The organism is Tomitella biformata AHU 1821 (genome assembly GCF_000524475.1).
Lineage (GTDB): Bacteria > Actinomycetota > Actinomycetes > Mycobacteriales > Mycobacteriaceae > Tomitella > Tomitella biformata.
This window is the reverse complement of sequence record NZ_BAVQ01000002.1, coordinates 86,690-101,692: the sequence shown is the minus strand read 5'-3', so window position 1 is coordinate 101,692 and position 15,003 is coordinate 86,690. Positions and strand designations below refer to the sequence as shown.

The window sequence follows — 15,003 nt, the reverse complement described above, 5'->3', positions numbered from 1 at the left end:
TGCCTGAGGAGCCATCATGCGATTGAACTCCGTGGGCTCAGCCTCGAGCCCCTTCGTCCTCCCACTGATCCCATGCTGTTTGGGCGGCCTCATGCCACGTGGCATGGCAGCTGCGGAAGATGTCGGCGGCTTCCTGTCCGTTCCAGTTCGACGGCAGGAGGCTCGCCGGCAGGTCGGGGTCGAGGAAGGGGAATCGGCGCCAGGCCTGCACCAGATGCACCTGGGCGGCGAACGCATCGGCGGGCGGCAGGCCATCCGTCGGCTCGAAGGCGTGGAGGAACTCGGCGTACTTCTCCGCCACCGCGTCGAGATCCCAGGCGGCGGCGATCAGGTCCTCGCGCTCACCGATGTCGAGCCAGGTCCCAGACCACACGAATGCGCTTTTCCGAAGGCCGAGCGACGCCAGTACCGTGCTGACCTCATCGGCCTTCTCCGCGGCGGGGATGACCCACAGGCCAGGCGAGGGGGAGCCCATGCCGAGCCACGTCAGTTGGGTGCGCAGCCGGTGCCTGAGTTTGCGTTGGGACTCCGGGACCGCGACCGAGACCAACAGCCACTGCCCATCCCACTCATGTTCGTTGGCGAGGAAGCTGTAGATGCGCGCGGAGCCGCCGCGCAGGAGTTCCTCGCCGGCGGGGGTCAAGCTCCAGCGGACCCTGCGGCCGCTGCGAGCGGAGTCGATGAGGCCTTCAGAGGACGCCCTCGAGATTGCCTGGCGGGCAGATTTCTCCTCGATGTGGAGCGTTCCCAGCGCGTTGAGCAGCGTCGACGTCCAAAAATGGGACCCACGCGGATAGACGAATTCGCCGAGCACCGTGAGCAGGAGCGAGCGAGCGCTCGCGGTGCCGAGATCGCGGCGCCGGCTCTGAGTAGTCGCCGCCGCCATCGCCGCCGCTGCGTCTGTAGCCGTCACGTTGCACCGTCCCCAATCTCCGTATAACTGCTGGACGATCGTAACACCAGCCCCACACCATAGTAGCTCCGGCGCGCTGATTGTCTACAAACTATTGACGAATCACGATATGAGTGTAGAGTGATCTGCATCGCAACGAACTCTTAGTTGCAGCGGCCGACGATCCCCGGTACATGATCCTGAGAGGCAGTCCAATGACAGTTCTAGACCACAGCGAGACGAAGACGCCCGTCGTAAATTTCGATACGGAGCCCTCGCGCTATAAGCACTGGAAGCTCAAGTTCGACGGTCCCGTCGCAACGCTCATCCTTGAGGTCGACCCGCAGGGCGGCCTCGTTCCGGGCTACGAGCTGAAGATGAACTCCTATGATCTGGGCGTCGATATCGAGCTCTACGACGCGGTCCAGCGGCTGCGTTTCGAGCACCCGGAGGTCAAGTCGGTGGTGCTCACCGGCGGGCTGGAGCGGATGTTCTGCGCAGGCGCCAACATTCGGATGCTGGCCGCCTCGCCCCACGCCTGGAAGGTGAACTTCTGTAAGTTCACCAACGAGACCCGCAACGGCATCGAGGATGCCACCGCCAACTCCGGCCAGACCTACATCGCGGCCGTCAACGGCACCGCTGCCGGCGGCGGCTACGAACTGGCCGTCGCATGCGACCAGATTGTGCTCATCGACGACGGCTCCTCTGCGGTCTCGCTACCCGAGGTCCCGCTGCTCGGTGTGCTCCCAGGCACCGGCGGCCTGACTCGCGTAGTGGACAAGCGCATGGTCCGTAAGGACCGCGCCGACATCTTCGCGACCCGCTCGGAGGGTGTGCGCGGGCAGACAGCGGTGGACTGGGGCTTGATCGACGAGACGGTCAAGGCCACCGTATTCCAGGAGGCTGTCGCCACCCGCGCCGCCGCCGCCGCGAAGACCTCGAGCCGGCCGGACAGCGGCACCGGTGTTGTGCTTACCCCCCTCAATCGCACCGAGACTGACACAGAGATCTCCTACACCACGCTCAATGCGGCGATCAACCGCGACGAGCGCCGCGCGGACATCACGATCAACGTCACCAATGACGCCCCGCCGGCTGACGCCGCAGCGGCCATCGAGCAGGGCGCCGGCTACTGGCCCCTCACGCTGGCCAGGGAGCTCGATGACCTGATCCTGCGCCTGCGCACGAATGAGGCCGAGATCGGCACCTGGGTGTTCCGCGTGTTGGGCGAGCACGGCAACGCGCTGGCCTATGACGAGCAGCTCCGTGAGCAGGGCGAGAATTGGTTCATCAACGAGGTCAACCATTACCTCAAGCGGACCTTCAAGCGGCTCGACGTCACGAGCCGCAGCATCTTCGCCGTAATCGAGCCGGGCAGCGCGTTCGACGGCTTCCTTTTCGAGATCGCGCTGGCCGGAGATCGCCAGTACATGCTCGAGGGTGTCTATGAGGACGTGGATGCGGACGCCACACCCGCAAGCGTCACAGTGACGGAATCCAACTACGGGGCATTTCCCATGGGCAACGATCTCACCCGCCTGCAGTCGCGGTTCTACGGCCACGAGGATCTGCAGGCCGCGGTGCGCGCGGAGAAGGGCCTCGCGCTCGCATCCCAGGACGCAGATCGGCTCGGGCTCGTCACCATGGCGCTCGACGACATCGACTTCGAGGATGAGCTGCGCATCGTCCTCGAGGAGCGCGCCGCGCTCTCGCCCGACTCGCTGACCGGCATGGAGGCCAACCACCGGTTCGTCGGCCCGGAGACGATGGAGACGAAGATCTTCGGCCGTCTCACCGCCTGGCAGAACTGGATCTTCATCCGTCCCAACGCTTCCGGACCAGAGGGCGCTCTGGGCCGCTTCGGTTCCGGTGAGCGCGCCAACTACGACATGAAGAGGGTCTAGGACCATGGCGCAATTCAACGCGGCCGAGTACCTGGTGCACCGCCAGGCACGCGGCGAGCACGCGGACAAGGTGGCGGTGATTGGCACCCGCACACGGACGTATGCGGAGTTGTCTGACGAGGTGGCGCGCGCGGCCGCGGGATTGCGCCAGCTCGGACTGCACAATGACGACCGGGTCCTGTGCGTGATGGGCGACGATGTGGAGTTGGCGGTAACCATCCTCGCCGCCTTCCACGCCGGCCTGGTCGCAGTCCCCATCTCGACAATGTATGTGGGCCACGAGCTCGCGGAGATCGTTGAGGACTCGGGTGCGCGGGTGGTCGTGGCCACCCCGGAGTTCACCCAGGCCGCCGCGGAGGCGGTGTCAGCGGCGCCGGAGGTGGAGAACCTGATCGTCGCCGGGGATTTCGAATTGGAGGTCCCGGACCGGGTGACCGTGCGGAGCTGGAACAGCCTGCTCGAGTCAGAGCCGCTCGCGGTGGCGGACACCAACGCGGACGCCTGGGCGCTGTGGCTGTACACCTCGGGGACGACGGGCAAGCCGAAGGGCGCGATGCACCGGCACGCGAATATCCGGCACGTCTTCGAGACGTACGGCAAGCAGGTGCTCGGCATCACCTCGGCAGATCGCTGCCTGTCGGTGGCGAAGATGTTCTTCGCCTACGGCATTGGCAACTCTCTGTTCTTCCCGCTGGCCGCCGGTGCCACCACCATTTTGGAGCGGGGCAAGCCCACGGCAGAGAGCATGGCCGCCCGGACGCAGACCCATCAGCCGACGCTGTTCTTCGGCGTGCCGACGTTCTACAACGTCCTAGTCAACTCGGACCTGCCGGACGACACGTTCGCCTCGGTGCGGATGGGCATCTCGGCCGGCGAGGTTCTGCCGGTGGCACTGCAGCAGAAGGTGCTCGACCGGTTCGGCTTCGAGATCCTCGACGGAATCGGATCCACGGAGGCACTGCACATCTTCCTGTCGAATGTGCCCGGCGACATCAGGCCCGGGACCACGGGCCGGCCGGTGCCCGGCTATGACATGGAGATTCGGGACGAGGAGGACGGTCTCACCCCAGTGGGCGAGCCCGGCCAACTGTTCATTCGCGGCGAGTCCCTCGCGATCGGCTACTGGCGGCGCACAGAGGCGCAGCGCACCGTGTTTCTTGGGGAGTGGATGCGCACCGGCGACACCTACTCCGTCGACGAGGAGGGAATCTACCGGTGCCTGGGCCGCTCCAGTGACCTGCTCAAGGCTGGCGGAATCTGGGTCTCGCCCGGCGAGGTCGAAGACCGACTCCTGCGCCACGACGCCGTCCAAGAGGCCGCGGTCGTCGGCATGGAGGATGAGGCGGGATTGGTCAAACCGGTGGCCGCTGTGGTGCTGCGGTCCGGACACGAGCATGTGACCGAGAGGGACCTGATCACCTGGTGCCGGGATGGTCTCGCGCACTTCAAGAGCCCACGGCAGGTCCATTTCGTGGACGATCTTCCCAAGACCGCCACTGGGAAACTACAGCGCTTCCGCGTTAAGCAGGCACTTGTGGAGAAAGAAGCCAACGATGCGAACACCGTTACGGAAGGCGTGGGTGAGCGGCAATGACCACACATAAAGTCGATCTGTTGATCGTCGGCGCCGGGCCCGTCGGGCTCTACGGCGTGTACTACGCGGGAGTACGCGGCATGAAGGTCGCAGTGATCGACTCGCTCTCCGAGGTGGGCGGGCAGGTCAGCGCGCTGTATCCGGAGAAGCTGATCTTCGATATCGCGGGCTACCCCCGTGTGAAGGGCCGGGAGTTGGTGACGGCCCTCGCGGCCCAGGCGGCCAGCGCGGATCCGGTGTACCTGCTAGGCCAGGAGGCGCAGGAGGTACAGGAGATCGAGGGGGAGGGCCCGCCACGTTTTTCCGTGCAGACCAGCTCCGGCGACGTCGTCGAGTGCGGCGGCATCGTCGTGACCGCCGGCATCGGCACGTTCACCCCCCGCAAGCTGCCCGCCGGCGAGGAGTTCCTGGGCCGCGGCCTGGAGTACTTCGTGCCGGACCCCACCCCGTATCAGGACACCGACGTCGTGATTGTGGGCGGCGGCGACTCCGCGCTGGACTGGGCGCTGATGCTCGAGCCCCTCGCCGCGAGCGTCACCGTGGTGCACCGGCGCAAGGTGTTCCGCGCGCATCAGGCCACCGTCGCCCAGGTCGAGGCCTCCCGGGTCCGGATGATCGTGGACGCGGAGGTCAGCGAGCTGCGCGGCGATAGCACCCTGCAGAAGGCCCACATCACGGTGAAGGGGACGGACGGCGCCGAGATCGTGGACTGCCAGAACGTGGTGGCCGCACTGGGCTTCATGGCCAATATCGGACCGCTGCGAGAGTGGGGCATGGAGCTGCACGACAACCGGCACATTGTGGTCGATTCGGCCATGCGCACGGCCCGCAGGGGTATCTTTGCGGCAGGAGATATCACGGAGTACGACGGCAAAGTCCGGCTGATCGCGGTGGGTTTCGGCGAGGTCGCCACCGCCGTGAACAACGCCTTTGTACTGATGAATCCGGACGAGCAGTTGTTCCCTGGGCACTCCACCGACGAGCAGCCCGCCCCAGAACCGGCGTTGGCCCAGCCGGCCGGTTAGGAAGGAATACTCACATGCCCTATGTTATTGCCGGTCCCTGCGTGGACGTGATGGATAAATCGTGTACCGAAGAGTGCCCTGTGGACTGTATCTACGAGGGCGACCGCAAGCTGTATATCAACCCGAAGGAATGCATCGACTGCGGCGCCTGCGAGCCGGTGTGTCCCGTGGAGGCGATCAGCCAGGACCGGCGAGTGCCGGAGGAGGAGGGTGCGCACGTGGCCGACAACCGGGGGTTCTTCGAATCGGTGCTGCCGGACCACGACGCGCCGCTGGGCGCGCCGGGCGGTGCCCACAAGCTGGGCCCAGTGGGCGTCGACACGCCGATGGTGGCGGGGCTGTGACGGCCCCGCTGGGCCGGCCGGCCCGCGAGCTGTCCGACGAGGAGCTTGAGCACCAGGGAAAACAGGCCCATGAGACCCGGAACTGGGTGTTCTTGCACGGCACTGCCGCGCAGTTCGCGACCCACACCGCGCGGATGCTCGAGCTCGAGCAGGAGTATGTGCGCCGGTATCCGAAGCGGACCTGGCAGGGCTCCGGCGGCGCACCGACCGCGCCAGGCGACGCCTTGGAGCAGGTCAAGACTGCATTGCTGGGCGTGATCGTGCAATTGCAGGCGCTGGCACATGAGACCCCGGTGGCCCCGCACGTGGAGGGGACCCCGTCCGAGCCGATCAACGAGCTGTTGAAAGAAGTGGCCGCCAAGCCGGGCGGGCGTATGAACAAGCTCGAGGTGCACCAGTTCGCCCGTGAGCTGGGCATCAGCCGCGAAACGCTGGCGACACTGTACACCGGCGATCCGCGGTTGTTGGCGACGGAGAAGGGTGACCGCGTGATCACCGCTGCAGGCAAGGCCCGCATCGGTCAGTAACTCCTACGCGTCTTCCGTTGAAAGTCGTTGGCGCAGTCCATTATTCGGACTGCGCCAACGACTTTTCTGCTTTTCCGGGCCGGAAAATTCGTGATGTACACCACTGGGATAATAGTCTACAATTCAAATACGAACCGCAAAGCTAATGTAGAGCAATGGAAACCACTGGAGGCAGTCATGAGTGAAACAACAGTCGTAGCGAAGCCCGGCGGCATCGCCGCGCAGATAGGCGACCCCGGTGCGGCCGCCCTATTCACCTTCGGCCTGGCCCTGAGTTGGGTCTGGGTCGCGGAGGTCATCGATCACAGCGCAGCTGGCGCCCTGGTCTTCGGACTGCTTGTCGGCGGTATCGGCCAGACACTCGGTGGCATCATCGCCATCATCCGCAGGGACAACTACCTGGGGAACCTCCTGCTCACGTACGGCATCTGGCTGATCGGCTTCCACCTGCTGTCCGTCAGCGAGGAGCTCGGCAACACCAACTCGCGGGCCTGGTGGTCATTCGCGCTGGTCATCCCGTCGCTGTTCCTGATGGTGCCGGCAATCCGTGAGCGCTCCGTGCCGATCATCCTGGCGTTCATCTTCCTGATCACCCTTGAGGTGTTCCTGGGCTTGGCGCTACTGAACACAGGCGTCGGCTGGCTGCCCAAGGCGGTGGGCTGGAGCGCCTTCGCCTCCGCGTTCCCGATCTACTTCCTGGCCTACGAGCGCCTGATGAAGGCCGTCGAGCCTGCCCATGCGCCAGCCGTCGCAGAGTTCGACGCGGTCGAGAGCCGGGGGCACGCCGGCTAACTCCGCGATGCCTGATGGGTCCGTCTGCCGAGAGTTCTCGGTGGCCGGGCCCGTCGGATTTTCCATGGAAGGAGGGTGTTGTCGCAGCCCCAACGAGGAGGACCATGGAGGGCGGCGCTCGATAAGTTTCGCGTCGGCGCCGGGTCTGTCCCCCTGACTGCGAAACCTTCTGTAAGGAGCAGCGATGACCAAGCGAGCGGAGGCGCCGATCGGGGCGCCGTGCTGGATCGATTTGATGACCTCCGATACCGCGGGGGCGCGGCAGTTTTACGGCAGCCTGTTCGGCTGGGAGGCGCAGGAGCCGAATCCGGAGTACGGCGGCTACTTCAGCTTCCTCCGGGACGGCGGGGAGATTGCGGGTTGTATGACGACCCCGGCGGAGGTGCCCGGCCCGGATGTGTGGTCCGTGTACCTGGCTGTAGAGGACGCCCGCAAGTCCGCGGCAGCGGCTGCCGCCCGCGGTGCCACGGTGGTCGCCGAGGCGATGGACGTGGGGGACCTCGGCACGATGGCGGTGCTCGTGGACCCGGGCGGCGCAGGTTTCGGCCTCTGGCAGCGGAAGGAGCATCGCGGCCTCGCGAGTGTCTATGCGGAGGGCGCGCCCAGCTGGTTCGAGCTGCACACCCGTAACTATGAGCCGGCCCTCGAGTTCTATCGGGAGGTGTTCGGCTGGACGACCCAGGCGGTGAGCGACACGCCAGAGTTCCGATACACGGTCCTGATGGACGGCGAGGAGCAGCTCGCGGGTGTCATGGACGCCAGTTCCTTCCTGCCGGCGGGCGCGCCGGCCAAGTGGTCGATCTACTTCGGCGTGGGGGACGCGGACGTGGCGCTTGCCAAGGCTGCCGAGCTTGGGGGAGCGGTCGTCCTGGAGGCCGAGGACACCCCGTACGGCCGCTTGGCGACCGCGGCGGACCCCACCGGGGCGGAGTTCAAATTGGTGGCGCCCAACGATCAGATGCCGGCGAGGTAGGCCGGGGTCGGCGATGTTTCACGTGGAACATTCGCGCGGTCCGGGCTCATATCACCGCCGCGGACGCGGAAATTTCACGCAGTTGCGGCCCGTCACCTGTTCTTATGGGGGTTCGCCTATAGACTTGGGCAGTTGCGTTAGGTTCACGACCAGTTCGTGAGCGTCAGGCCAGGTAAGAAGAGGAGCCCATGACCGACACCACGTTGCCCCCGGAGGGATCGCATGACCGGGTAGAGCCGGTCGACATTCAGCAGGAGATGCAGCGCAGCTACATCGACTACGCGATGAGTGTCATCGTCGGGCGCGCGTTGCCGGCGGTCCGCGACGGTCTCAAGCCCGTGCACCGCCGCGTCCTGTACGCGATGTACGACTCCGGATTCCGACCCGACCGCGGCTATACGAAGTCGGCCCGCTCGGTCGCCGAGACCATGGGCAACTACCACCCGCACGGCGACACATCTATCTACGACACCCTCGTCCGCATGGCGCAGCCATGGTCGCTGCGCTATCCGCTGGTCGACGGCCAGGGCAACTTCGGCTCCCCGGGCAACGACCCCGCCGCAGCGATGCGTTATTGCGTCACCGGCGACGCCCGTGTCCGCGTTGCGACGGGCCAGTCGGTCAAGATCGCCGACATCGTGCCCGGCGCGCGCGCTAACAGCGACAACGCGATCGACCTCAAGGTCCTCGACCGCCACGGTAACCCCGTCATGGCCGAGATGCTGTTCCACTCCGGCGATCACGCCACGTTCGACCTGTCGACGGTCGAGGGCTACGAGCTCAGCGGCACCGGCAACCACCCGGTGCTGTGCTTGGTGGACGTCCTGGGCGTGCCCACCCTGCTGTGGAAGCTGATGTCGGAGATCCGGCCAAGCGACCGCGTCGCGCTACAGCGCACCCCGGCCCAGGAGTACGGGGCCGGCGAGTGGGGCGAGATCGCGACCGCGCTGCTGGCGGGCGCCTTCGTCAGCGAGGGCTTCGTCTCGGAGAATCGGGCCGGGTTCAACAACCTGGACCGCGACTTCTTCAACATGGTCGTCGCCGCCTACGACACCGTCGTCGGCGGACCGCGCTACACCTCGAGCCGCACTATCGCGTCGGGCTCGCTGCTGCACGAGTTGGACATCCACAACCTCACGGCGCTGAAGAGCAGCATCCTCCGCGAGATGATCGGAGTGCGCAGCGCCGCCAAGCGTGTGCCGGAGATGATCTGGCAGTCCGCGTCCGCGACCAAGAAGGCCTTCCTCCAGGCATTGTTCACCGGCGACGGTTCCTGCTCGGCACTACCGCGCAACACGGTTCAGATCTCCTATTCCACGCGCAGCGAGCAGCTCGCAAAGGACGTCCAGCAGCTGTTGCTGGAGTTCGGTGTGGTCAGCAAGCGCTACCTGCACGCCACCGGCGAGCACAAGGTGGCCGTCACCAACCGCCGCGACGCGTACCTGTTCGCGGACCGTATCGGCTTCGGCGGCGACAAGCAGGTCAAGCTCGAGGGCATCCTCGCCGCCGCGGAGCAGTCGAGCCCGCGGGCCGCCTCGCGCGCGATGAGCGCCGACTCTGTGCCCGGACTCGCGGAGTTCCTGCGCGAGCACGGCGCCACCGACGACGCCGACCGGCGTTGGCTCCAGCGCCACAACATCGACCGCATCGAGCGCTGGGAGCACCGCAGCGCGGAGATCCTCGCGCACATCAGCGAGCCCGACGCGCGCGAGATCGCCCGCGAGCTGACCGACGGCCGGTATTACTACGCGGAGGTCGCCGCCGTCGAGCAGGGCGCGGTGCGCCCGGTGTACAGCCTGCGGATCGACTCCGAGGACCACGCTTTCATCACGAACGGGTTCGTCAGCCACAACACCGAGGCCCGCCTGACCCATCTCGCGATGGAGATGCTGCGCGAGATCGACGAGGACACCGTCGATTTCATCCCCAACTACGACGGCAAGACGCAAGAGCCGGTGGTGCTCCCCAGCCGGTTCCCCAACCTGCTGGCGAACGGGTCCGGCGGCATCGCGGTCGGCATGGCCACCAACATCCCGCCGCACAACCTGCGCGAGCTCGGGGCGGCCGTGTTCTGGTGCCTCGACAACGTCGAGGCGGACGAGGAGACCACCCTCGCCGCGCTCATGGAGCTCGTCAAGGGCCCCGACTTCCCGACGCACGGCCTGATCGTCGGCACGCAGGGCATCCACGACGCGTACACCACCGGCCGCGGCTCCGTCCGCATGCGCGGTGTGGTCGAGATCGAGGAGGAGTCCAAGGGCTCCACCCAGATCGTCATCACCGAGCTGCCGTACCAGGTCAACCCGGACAACCTGATCCAGTCCATCGCGGACCAGGTGCGCGACGGCAAGATCGCCGGGATCTCGAAGATCGAGGACCAGTCCTCCGAGCGCGTCGGCATGCGCATCGCCGTCACGGTCAAGCGCGATGCTGTCGCCCGCGTGGTGCTGAACAACCTGTACAAGCACAGCCAGCTGCAGACCAGCTTCGGCGCGAACATGCTGTCCATCGTCGACGGTGTGCCGCGCACCCTGCGCCTGGATCAGATGATCCGGCTGTACGTCACGCACCAGATGGACGTCATCGTCCGGCGCACCCGCTACCGGCTGCGCAAGGCCGAGGAGCGCGCGCATATCCTGCGCGGCCTGGTCAAGGCCCTGGATGCGCTGGACGAGGTCATCGCGCTGATCCGGGCGTCGCAGACTGTCGATATCGCGCGCGCCGGCCTGATCGAGCTCCTCACGATCGACGATATCCAGGCGGACGCGATCCTGGCGATGCAGCTGCGTCGCCTGGCCGCGCTGGAGCGCCAGAAGATTGTCGACGAGCTCGCCGAGATCGAGATCGAGATCGCGGACCTCGAGGACATCCTCGCCAAGCCCGAGCGTCAGCGCCTCATCATCAAGGAGGAGCTGGGGCAGATCGTCGACAAGTATGGCGATGACCGCCGCTCGCGGATTGTCCCGGCCGACGGCGACGTCTCCGCGGAGGACCTCATCGCCCGCGAGGACGTGGTCGTCACGATCACCGAGACCGGCTACGCGAAGCGGACCAAGACGGACCTCTACCGCAGCCAGAAGCGCGGCGGCAAGGGCGTGCGCGGGGCGGAGCTGAAGCAGGACGACATCGTCAACCACTTCTTCGTCTGCTCCACGCATGACTGGATTCTGTTCTTCACCACGAAGGGCCGCGTCTACCGTCTCAAGGCCTACGAGCTGCCCGAGACGAGCCGCACCGCCCGCGGCCAGCACGTGGCGAACCTGCTGTCCTTCCAGCCGGAGGAGAAGATCGCGCAGGTCATCCAGATCAAGACCTACGAGGACGCCCCCTACCTGGTGCTCGCCACCAAGGCTGGCCTGGTCAAGAAGTCCAAGCTCGAGGACTTCGACTCCAACCGCACCGGCGGCCTTGTCGCCATCAACCTGCGCGAGGACGACGAGGTTGTCGGCGCCCGCCTGTGCAGCGCCGAGGACGACCTCATGCTGGTCTCCCAGAAGGGCCAGTCCATCCGCTTCGCGGCCACCGACGAGGCGCTGCGGCCCATGGGCCGCGCCACCTCCGGTGTGCAGGGCATGCGGTTCAACGGGGAGGACGCGCTGCTGTCGATGAGCGTCGTCAGCCGCGGGGACTACCTGCTGGTGGCCACGTCCGGCGGCTACGCCAAGCGCACCTCGCTGGACGACTACGCGCCCCAGGGCCGCGGCGGCAAGGGCGTGCTGACGATTCAGTACGACCCGCGCCGCGGCAGCCTCGTTGGCGCCGTCATGGTCACCGACGAGGACGAGCTGTACGCCATCACCTCCAGTGGCGGCGTCATCCGCACGACGGCCAAGCAGGTCCGCAGGGCTGGGCGCCAGACCAAGGGCGTCCGCCTGATGAACCTGGCCGAGGGTGACACGTTGCTGGCGATCGCGCGCAATGTTGACGAGCCGGAAGACCTAGAAGAGATCGCCACCGAGAACGACGCATCTAAGGAGTCCTAGTGAGCACTCCAGGAACGCCGGGCGAAGGCCCGGCGTCGGGTCCCCCCGCAACCGAGCGCAGCGAGAACAGGGGTAAGGCGAACGGCCCCAACCCCTCTGGCGGCGAGGTGGCCGGCAGGTCTGCGGACGCGGCCCTGGCCGAGCAGGCTCGTACCATGCGGGAAAGGGTGAGCCAGCAGGAGGCGGCCTCAGAGGCCGTCACCAAGGCGCGCCCGACGGTCCAGCGGCCGCCTGCCGCGGCCGCACCCCAGGGACCCGTCGCGCCGCAGCGTCCTGCGCAGCGTCCCGTGCGTCCAGTGATCACCGGGACCGCGGCGCCGCGCGGCCAGCAGGGGCCGTTGCCGACGAGCCCGCAGGCGGGCGGTGGCCCCGGCCCCACCGCGGCGGAGACCGCGGATGCGGTGGATGCGCCGACGAGTCATATCTCGCGGAGTAAGGTGCCGACGACCGGGATGCAGGACCTCTCGGCAGTCCAACACCCCTCTACCGCGTCCGCAGAGGCCGGCAGGGACCATTCCGAGGGCCGGCCCCGGCCAGCGGTCTCAGTGGGCAGCAGGCGAGGCCGTGGGCCGCTCCGGGCATCGATGCAACTGCGCTCGATCGACCCGTGGTCGACGCTGAAGATCTCACTGCTGTTGTCGGTGGCGCTGTTCTTCGTGTGGCTTGTCGCGGTGGGCATCATCTATTTGGTGCTCGACGGCATGGGCGTCTGGGATCGGTTGAACACCGGCGTGACCGATATCATGCAGAGCTCGGACAGTGCTCCGACGCTGATCGGCCCCGGGCAGGTCTTCGGCGTGGCCGCGATCATCGGAATCATCAACGTCGTGCTGTTCACCGCGATGGCGACCATCGGCGCGTTCGTCTACAACATGTCGGCGGACGCGGTCGGCGGCGTTGAAGTGACGCTCGCGGATCGGGACTAGCCGCAGCGGATCGCGGCCCCCAATAGCCTTTTGACCAGGCGATTTGGGTCGGCCGCGATTCGTACGGTAATGTCTCAACTTGTTCGAGGGCCCATAGCTCAGGTGGTTAGAGCGCATCGCTGATAACGATGAGGTCGGAGGTTCAAGTCCTCCTGGGCCCACTCCACAGCGCCGACGAAGGGAACACCGGTCGTGCGGTTTCTTCTTCTAGCCGGTGCTGCGGCTGCAATTCTGGCAGTCATTCTTAAGGCGCGTTCGCGCGGCGAGGTATGGCACCAGAACGCCGATCGCTGACAAGCGGTTCGGGGCCATAGCTCAATTGGCAGAGCACTGCCTTTGCAAGGCAGGGGTTAGGGGTTCGATTCCCCTTGGCTCCACAGCTAGCAGTTCGATTCTGGGATATTCCTAGCGTGACGCGGTCCGGCCCACAGGTGCCTGGGCCGCGTTTTTGTTTGCGGGGCATCCGCCCCCGTCCAGGCTCCGAGCGGGCGGCCGAGGTCGGTGCCATAGGCTGGGGCCGTGAACGCCCCCGGGTCAAAGAGCGAGTCCATGGTCTCCGTCTACGAGGCGATCCGCCGCCGTCGTGATGTGCGCGCAGAATTCTCCGGCGAGCCGGTCGCGGACGACGTGCTCCTGCGAATCCTCGAGGCCGCCCACCACGCCCCCAGTGTGGGAAACACCCAACCCTGGGACTTCGTCGTCGTCCGGGACACCGGCACCCTCGACACGTTCGCAGAGCACGTGGCGACGGCGCGCCGCGACTTCGCCGAGTCGCTGCCGGCGGATCGACTGGACACGTTCAACCCCATCAAGATCGACGGGATCAGGGAGAGCGGCATGGGCATTGTCGTCACCTATGACGGCAGCCGTGGCGGGCCCAACATTCTCGGCCGCCACACCGTCGACGACACCGGCCTCTTCTCCGCAGTGCTCGCCATCCAGAACCTGTGGCTGGCGGCCGTAGCCGAGGAAGTGGGCGTCGGCTGGGTGTCCTTCTACGACGAGGACTACCTGACCGAGCTGGTCGGCCTCCCCTCGACGGTGCGGCCCATCGCGTGGCTGTGTGTGGGGAAGGTGACGGCCTTCCAACAGGTCCCGGACCTCGAGCGCTTCGGCTGGCGTCAGCGGCGCTCGCTGTCCGACGCGGTACATTTCGAGACTTACCGCGCCTGACCGGCGGCTCACCCGTGCGGCTGGACCATTTCCCATGGCGCCTGCGGCAGCACCTCGCCCGTCTCGAGCAGCGACTTCAGGTTCGCCAAGACCGCCGGCCAGCCCTGCGAGATTCCGCTGAGCATCTCGGAATTGGGGAGGTTCTCGTGGGTCACGGTGAGTCGGATGATGTCGAGATGCGGTTCCACGAGGAAGGTCACCACCGACGGGCCCCCGGGCGTGCTGGACTCGGGGCTGTCATCGAACGTGATGACCAGGCGAGTGGGCGGCTCGGCCTCGAGCACGCTGCCGACGACGTCTACGGCGCCGGAGCCATCGACGCGGCGGTGCTCCCACGGTGAGCCGGGCTGCCAGTCCGAGATGTTTGCGTGTCCCCAGTATCGCGCGGTCAGGTCGGCGTCGGTCAGGGCCTGCCAGACCTGCTCGGCGCTGGCCTGGATGTAGGTGACGTAGACGTAGGTCGGGATGGACTGCTGGTCGTTGGACATGGCGGACTCCTCTGCGTGGTGCCGGATGGCACTGATCGTGTGTAGGCGGGGCATATCGAACCCCGAGATCCAGCGCTCCTCGATGTCATGGATGGGCATCGGGTTGAGATAGTGCAGCCGCTCTCGGCCGCGACGGAGCACGGTCACGAGGTTGGCCTCCCCGAGGAGGTCGAGATGCTGGGTTGCGGACTGGCGGGTCATGTCCAGTCGCGCGCACAGCTCGCGCAGCGTCTGGCCGTTGTGCTCGCGTAGACGGTCCAGCAAGAGTCGGCGGGTCGGGTCGGCCAGCGCCTTGAAAACCAGGTCCATCGCGGTCGATTCGGGGTTCACCCCTCCATTATGCAGTCATTTGCCTGCCTATGTCGAGGGTTGATTCTGC

At 66.5% G+C, this 15,003-nt stretch carries 12 protein-coding genes and 2 tRNA genes; 12 read left to right on the top strand and 2 right to left on the bottom strand.

What is annotated here, in order from left to right; genetic code table 11:
• Positions 1-37: 37 nt before the first annotated feature.
• Positions 38-913, bottom strand: a complete 876-nt coding sequence (locus TBIF_RS00695) for a PaaX family transcriptional regulator (protein ID WP_200182801.1) — start codon at positions 911-913, stop codon at positions 38-40.
• A 194-nt stretch (positions 914-1,107) separates the two neighbouring features.
• Here TBIF_RS00695 and boxC point away from each other — a divergent pair, with 194 nt between their 5' ends.
• The 12 genes from boxC (at position 1,108) to bluB (ending at position 14,136) form a co-directional block, all read left to right on the top strand.
• Positions 1,108-2,799, top strand: a complete 1,692-nt coding sequence (boxC, locus tag TBIF_RS00690; protein WP_024792962.1) for a 2,3-epoxybenzoyl-CoA dihydrolase — start codon at positions 1,108-1,110, stop codon at positions 2,797-2,799.
• A gap of 4 nt (positions 2,800-2,803) precedes the next feature.
• Positions 2,804-4,393, top strand: a complete 1,590-nt coding sequence (locus TBIF_RS00685) for a benzoate-CoA ligase family protein (protein WP_024792961.1) — start codon at positions 2,804-2,806, stop codon at positions 4,391-4,393.
• Positions 4,390-5,418 carry an NAD(P)/FAD-dependent oxidoreductase gene (locus TBIF_RS00680; protein ID WP_024792960.1) on the top strand — a complete coding sequence of 343 codons (1,029 nt, stop codon included), beginning with the start codon at positions 4,390-4,392 and terminating at the stop codon, positions 5,416-5,418. Before TBIF_RS00685 ends, TBIF_RS00680 begins: the two co-directional genes overlap by 4 nt.
• Positions 5,419-5,432: 14 nt before the next feature.
• Positions 5,433-5,762: a ferredoxin gene (fdxA, locus tag TBIF_RS00675; RefSeq protein WP_024792959.1), complete on the top strand. Its 330-nt coding sequence runs from the start codon at positions 5,433-5,435 to the stop codon at positions 5,760-5,762.
• Entirely contained in the window at positions 5,759-6,289 is a 531-nt protein-coding gene (locus TBIF_RS25940; protein ID WP_024792958.1) for a DUF6158 family protein, read from the top strand. The genes fdxA and TBIF_RS25940 overlap by 4 nt, the downstream gene beginning before the upstream one ends.
• Positions 6,290-6,466: 177 nt before the next feature.
• A complete protein-coding gene (locus TBIF_RS00665; RefSeq protein ID WP_024792957.1) occupies positions 6,467-7,081 on the top strand; it encodes an acetate uptake transporter family protein in 615 nt (204 codons plus the stop codon).
• A 184-nt stretch (positions 7,082-7,265) separates the two neighbouring features.
• Positions 7,266-8,054 (top strand): VOC family protein, encoded by a 789-nt coding sequence (locus TBIF_RS00660; protein ID WP_024792956.1) that lies wholly within the window; start codon positions 7,266-7,268, stop codon positions 8,052-8,054.
• A 188-nt stretch (positions 8,055-8,242) separates the two neighbouring features.
• Positions 8,243-12,037, top strand: a complete 3,795-nt coding sequence (gene gyrA, locus TBIF_RS00655) for an intein-containing DNA gyrase subunit A (protein WP_024792955.1) — start codon at positions 8,243-8,245, stop codon at positions 12,035-12,037.
• On the top strand, positions 12,037-12,963 hold the full coding sequence (locus TBIF_RS24700; protein WP_148302110.1) for a DUF3566 domain-containing protein: 927 nt from the start codon (positions 12,037-12,039) through the stop codon (positions 12,961-12,963). Before gyrA ends, TBIF_RS24700 begins: the two co-directional genes overlap by 1 nt.
• Positions 12,964-13,050: 87 nt before the next feature.
• Positions 13,051-13,124 (top strand) — tRNA-Ile (locus TBIF_RS00645).
• 143 nt (positions 13,125-13,267) lie between these two features.
• Positions 13,268-13,340 (top strand) — tRNA-Ala (locus TBIF_RS00640).
• Positions 13,341-13,512: 172 nt separating this feature from the next.
• Positions 13,513-14,136, top strand: a complete 624-nt coding sequence (gene bluB, locus TBIF_RS00635) for a 5,6-dimethylbenzimidazole synthase (protein WP_024792953.1) — start codon at positions 13,513-13,515, stop codon at positions 14,134-14,136.
• Between the two features lie 8 nt (positions 14,137-14,144).
• Here the strand turns inward: bluB and TBIF_RS00630 are convergent, their stop codons facing one another.
• Complete coding sequence (locus TBIF_RS00630) at positions 14,145-14,927, bottom strand: ArsR/SmtB family transcription factor (RefSeq protein ID WP_200182804.1); 783 nt, start codon at positions 14,925-14,927, stop codon at positions 14,145-14,147.
• Positions 14,928-15,003 lie beyond the last annotated feature (76 nt).

Excerpts from the sequence above, each read along its gene's own strand:
- bluB (WP_024792953.1), top strand. The coding sequence starts at position 13,513 with ATGGTCTCCGTCTACGAGGCGATCCGCCGCCGTCGTGATGTGCGCGCA.
- TBIF_RS00665 (WP_024792957.1), top strand. The coding sequence starts at position 6,467 with ATGAGTGAAACAACAGTCGTAGCGAAGCCCGGCGGCATCGCCGCGCAG.
- TBIF_RS00685 (WP_024792961.1), top strand. The coding sequence starts at position 2,804 with ATGGCGCAATTCAACGCGGCCGAGTACCTGGTGCACCGCCAGGCACGC.
- TBIF_RS00660 (WP_024792956.1), top strand. The coding sequence starts at position 7,266 with ATGACCAAGCGAGCGGAGGCGCCGATCGGGGCGCCGTGCTGGATCGAT.
- TBIF_RS00680 (WP_024792960.1), top strand. The coding sequence starts at position 4,390 with ATGACCACACATAAAGTCGATCTGTTGATCGTCGGCGCCGGGCCCGTC.
- fdxA (WP_024792959.1), top strand. The coding sequence starts at position 5,433 with ATGCCCTATGTTATTGCCGGTCCCTGCGTGGACGTGATGGATAAATCG.
- gyrA (WP_024792955.1), top strand. The coding sequence starts at position 8,243 with ATGACCGACACCACGTTGCCCCCGGAGGGATCGCATGACCGGGTAGAG.
- boxC (WP_024792962.1), top strand. The coding sequence starts at position 1,108 with ATGACAGTTCTAGACCACAGCGAGACGAAGACGCCCGTCGTAAATTTC.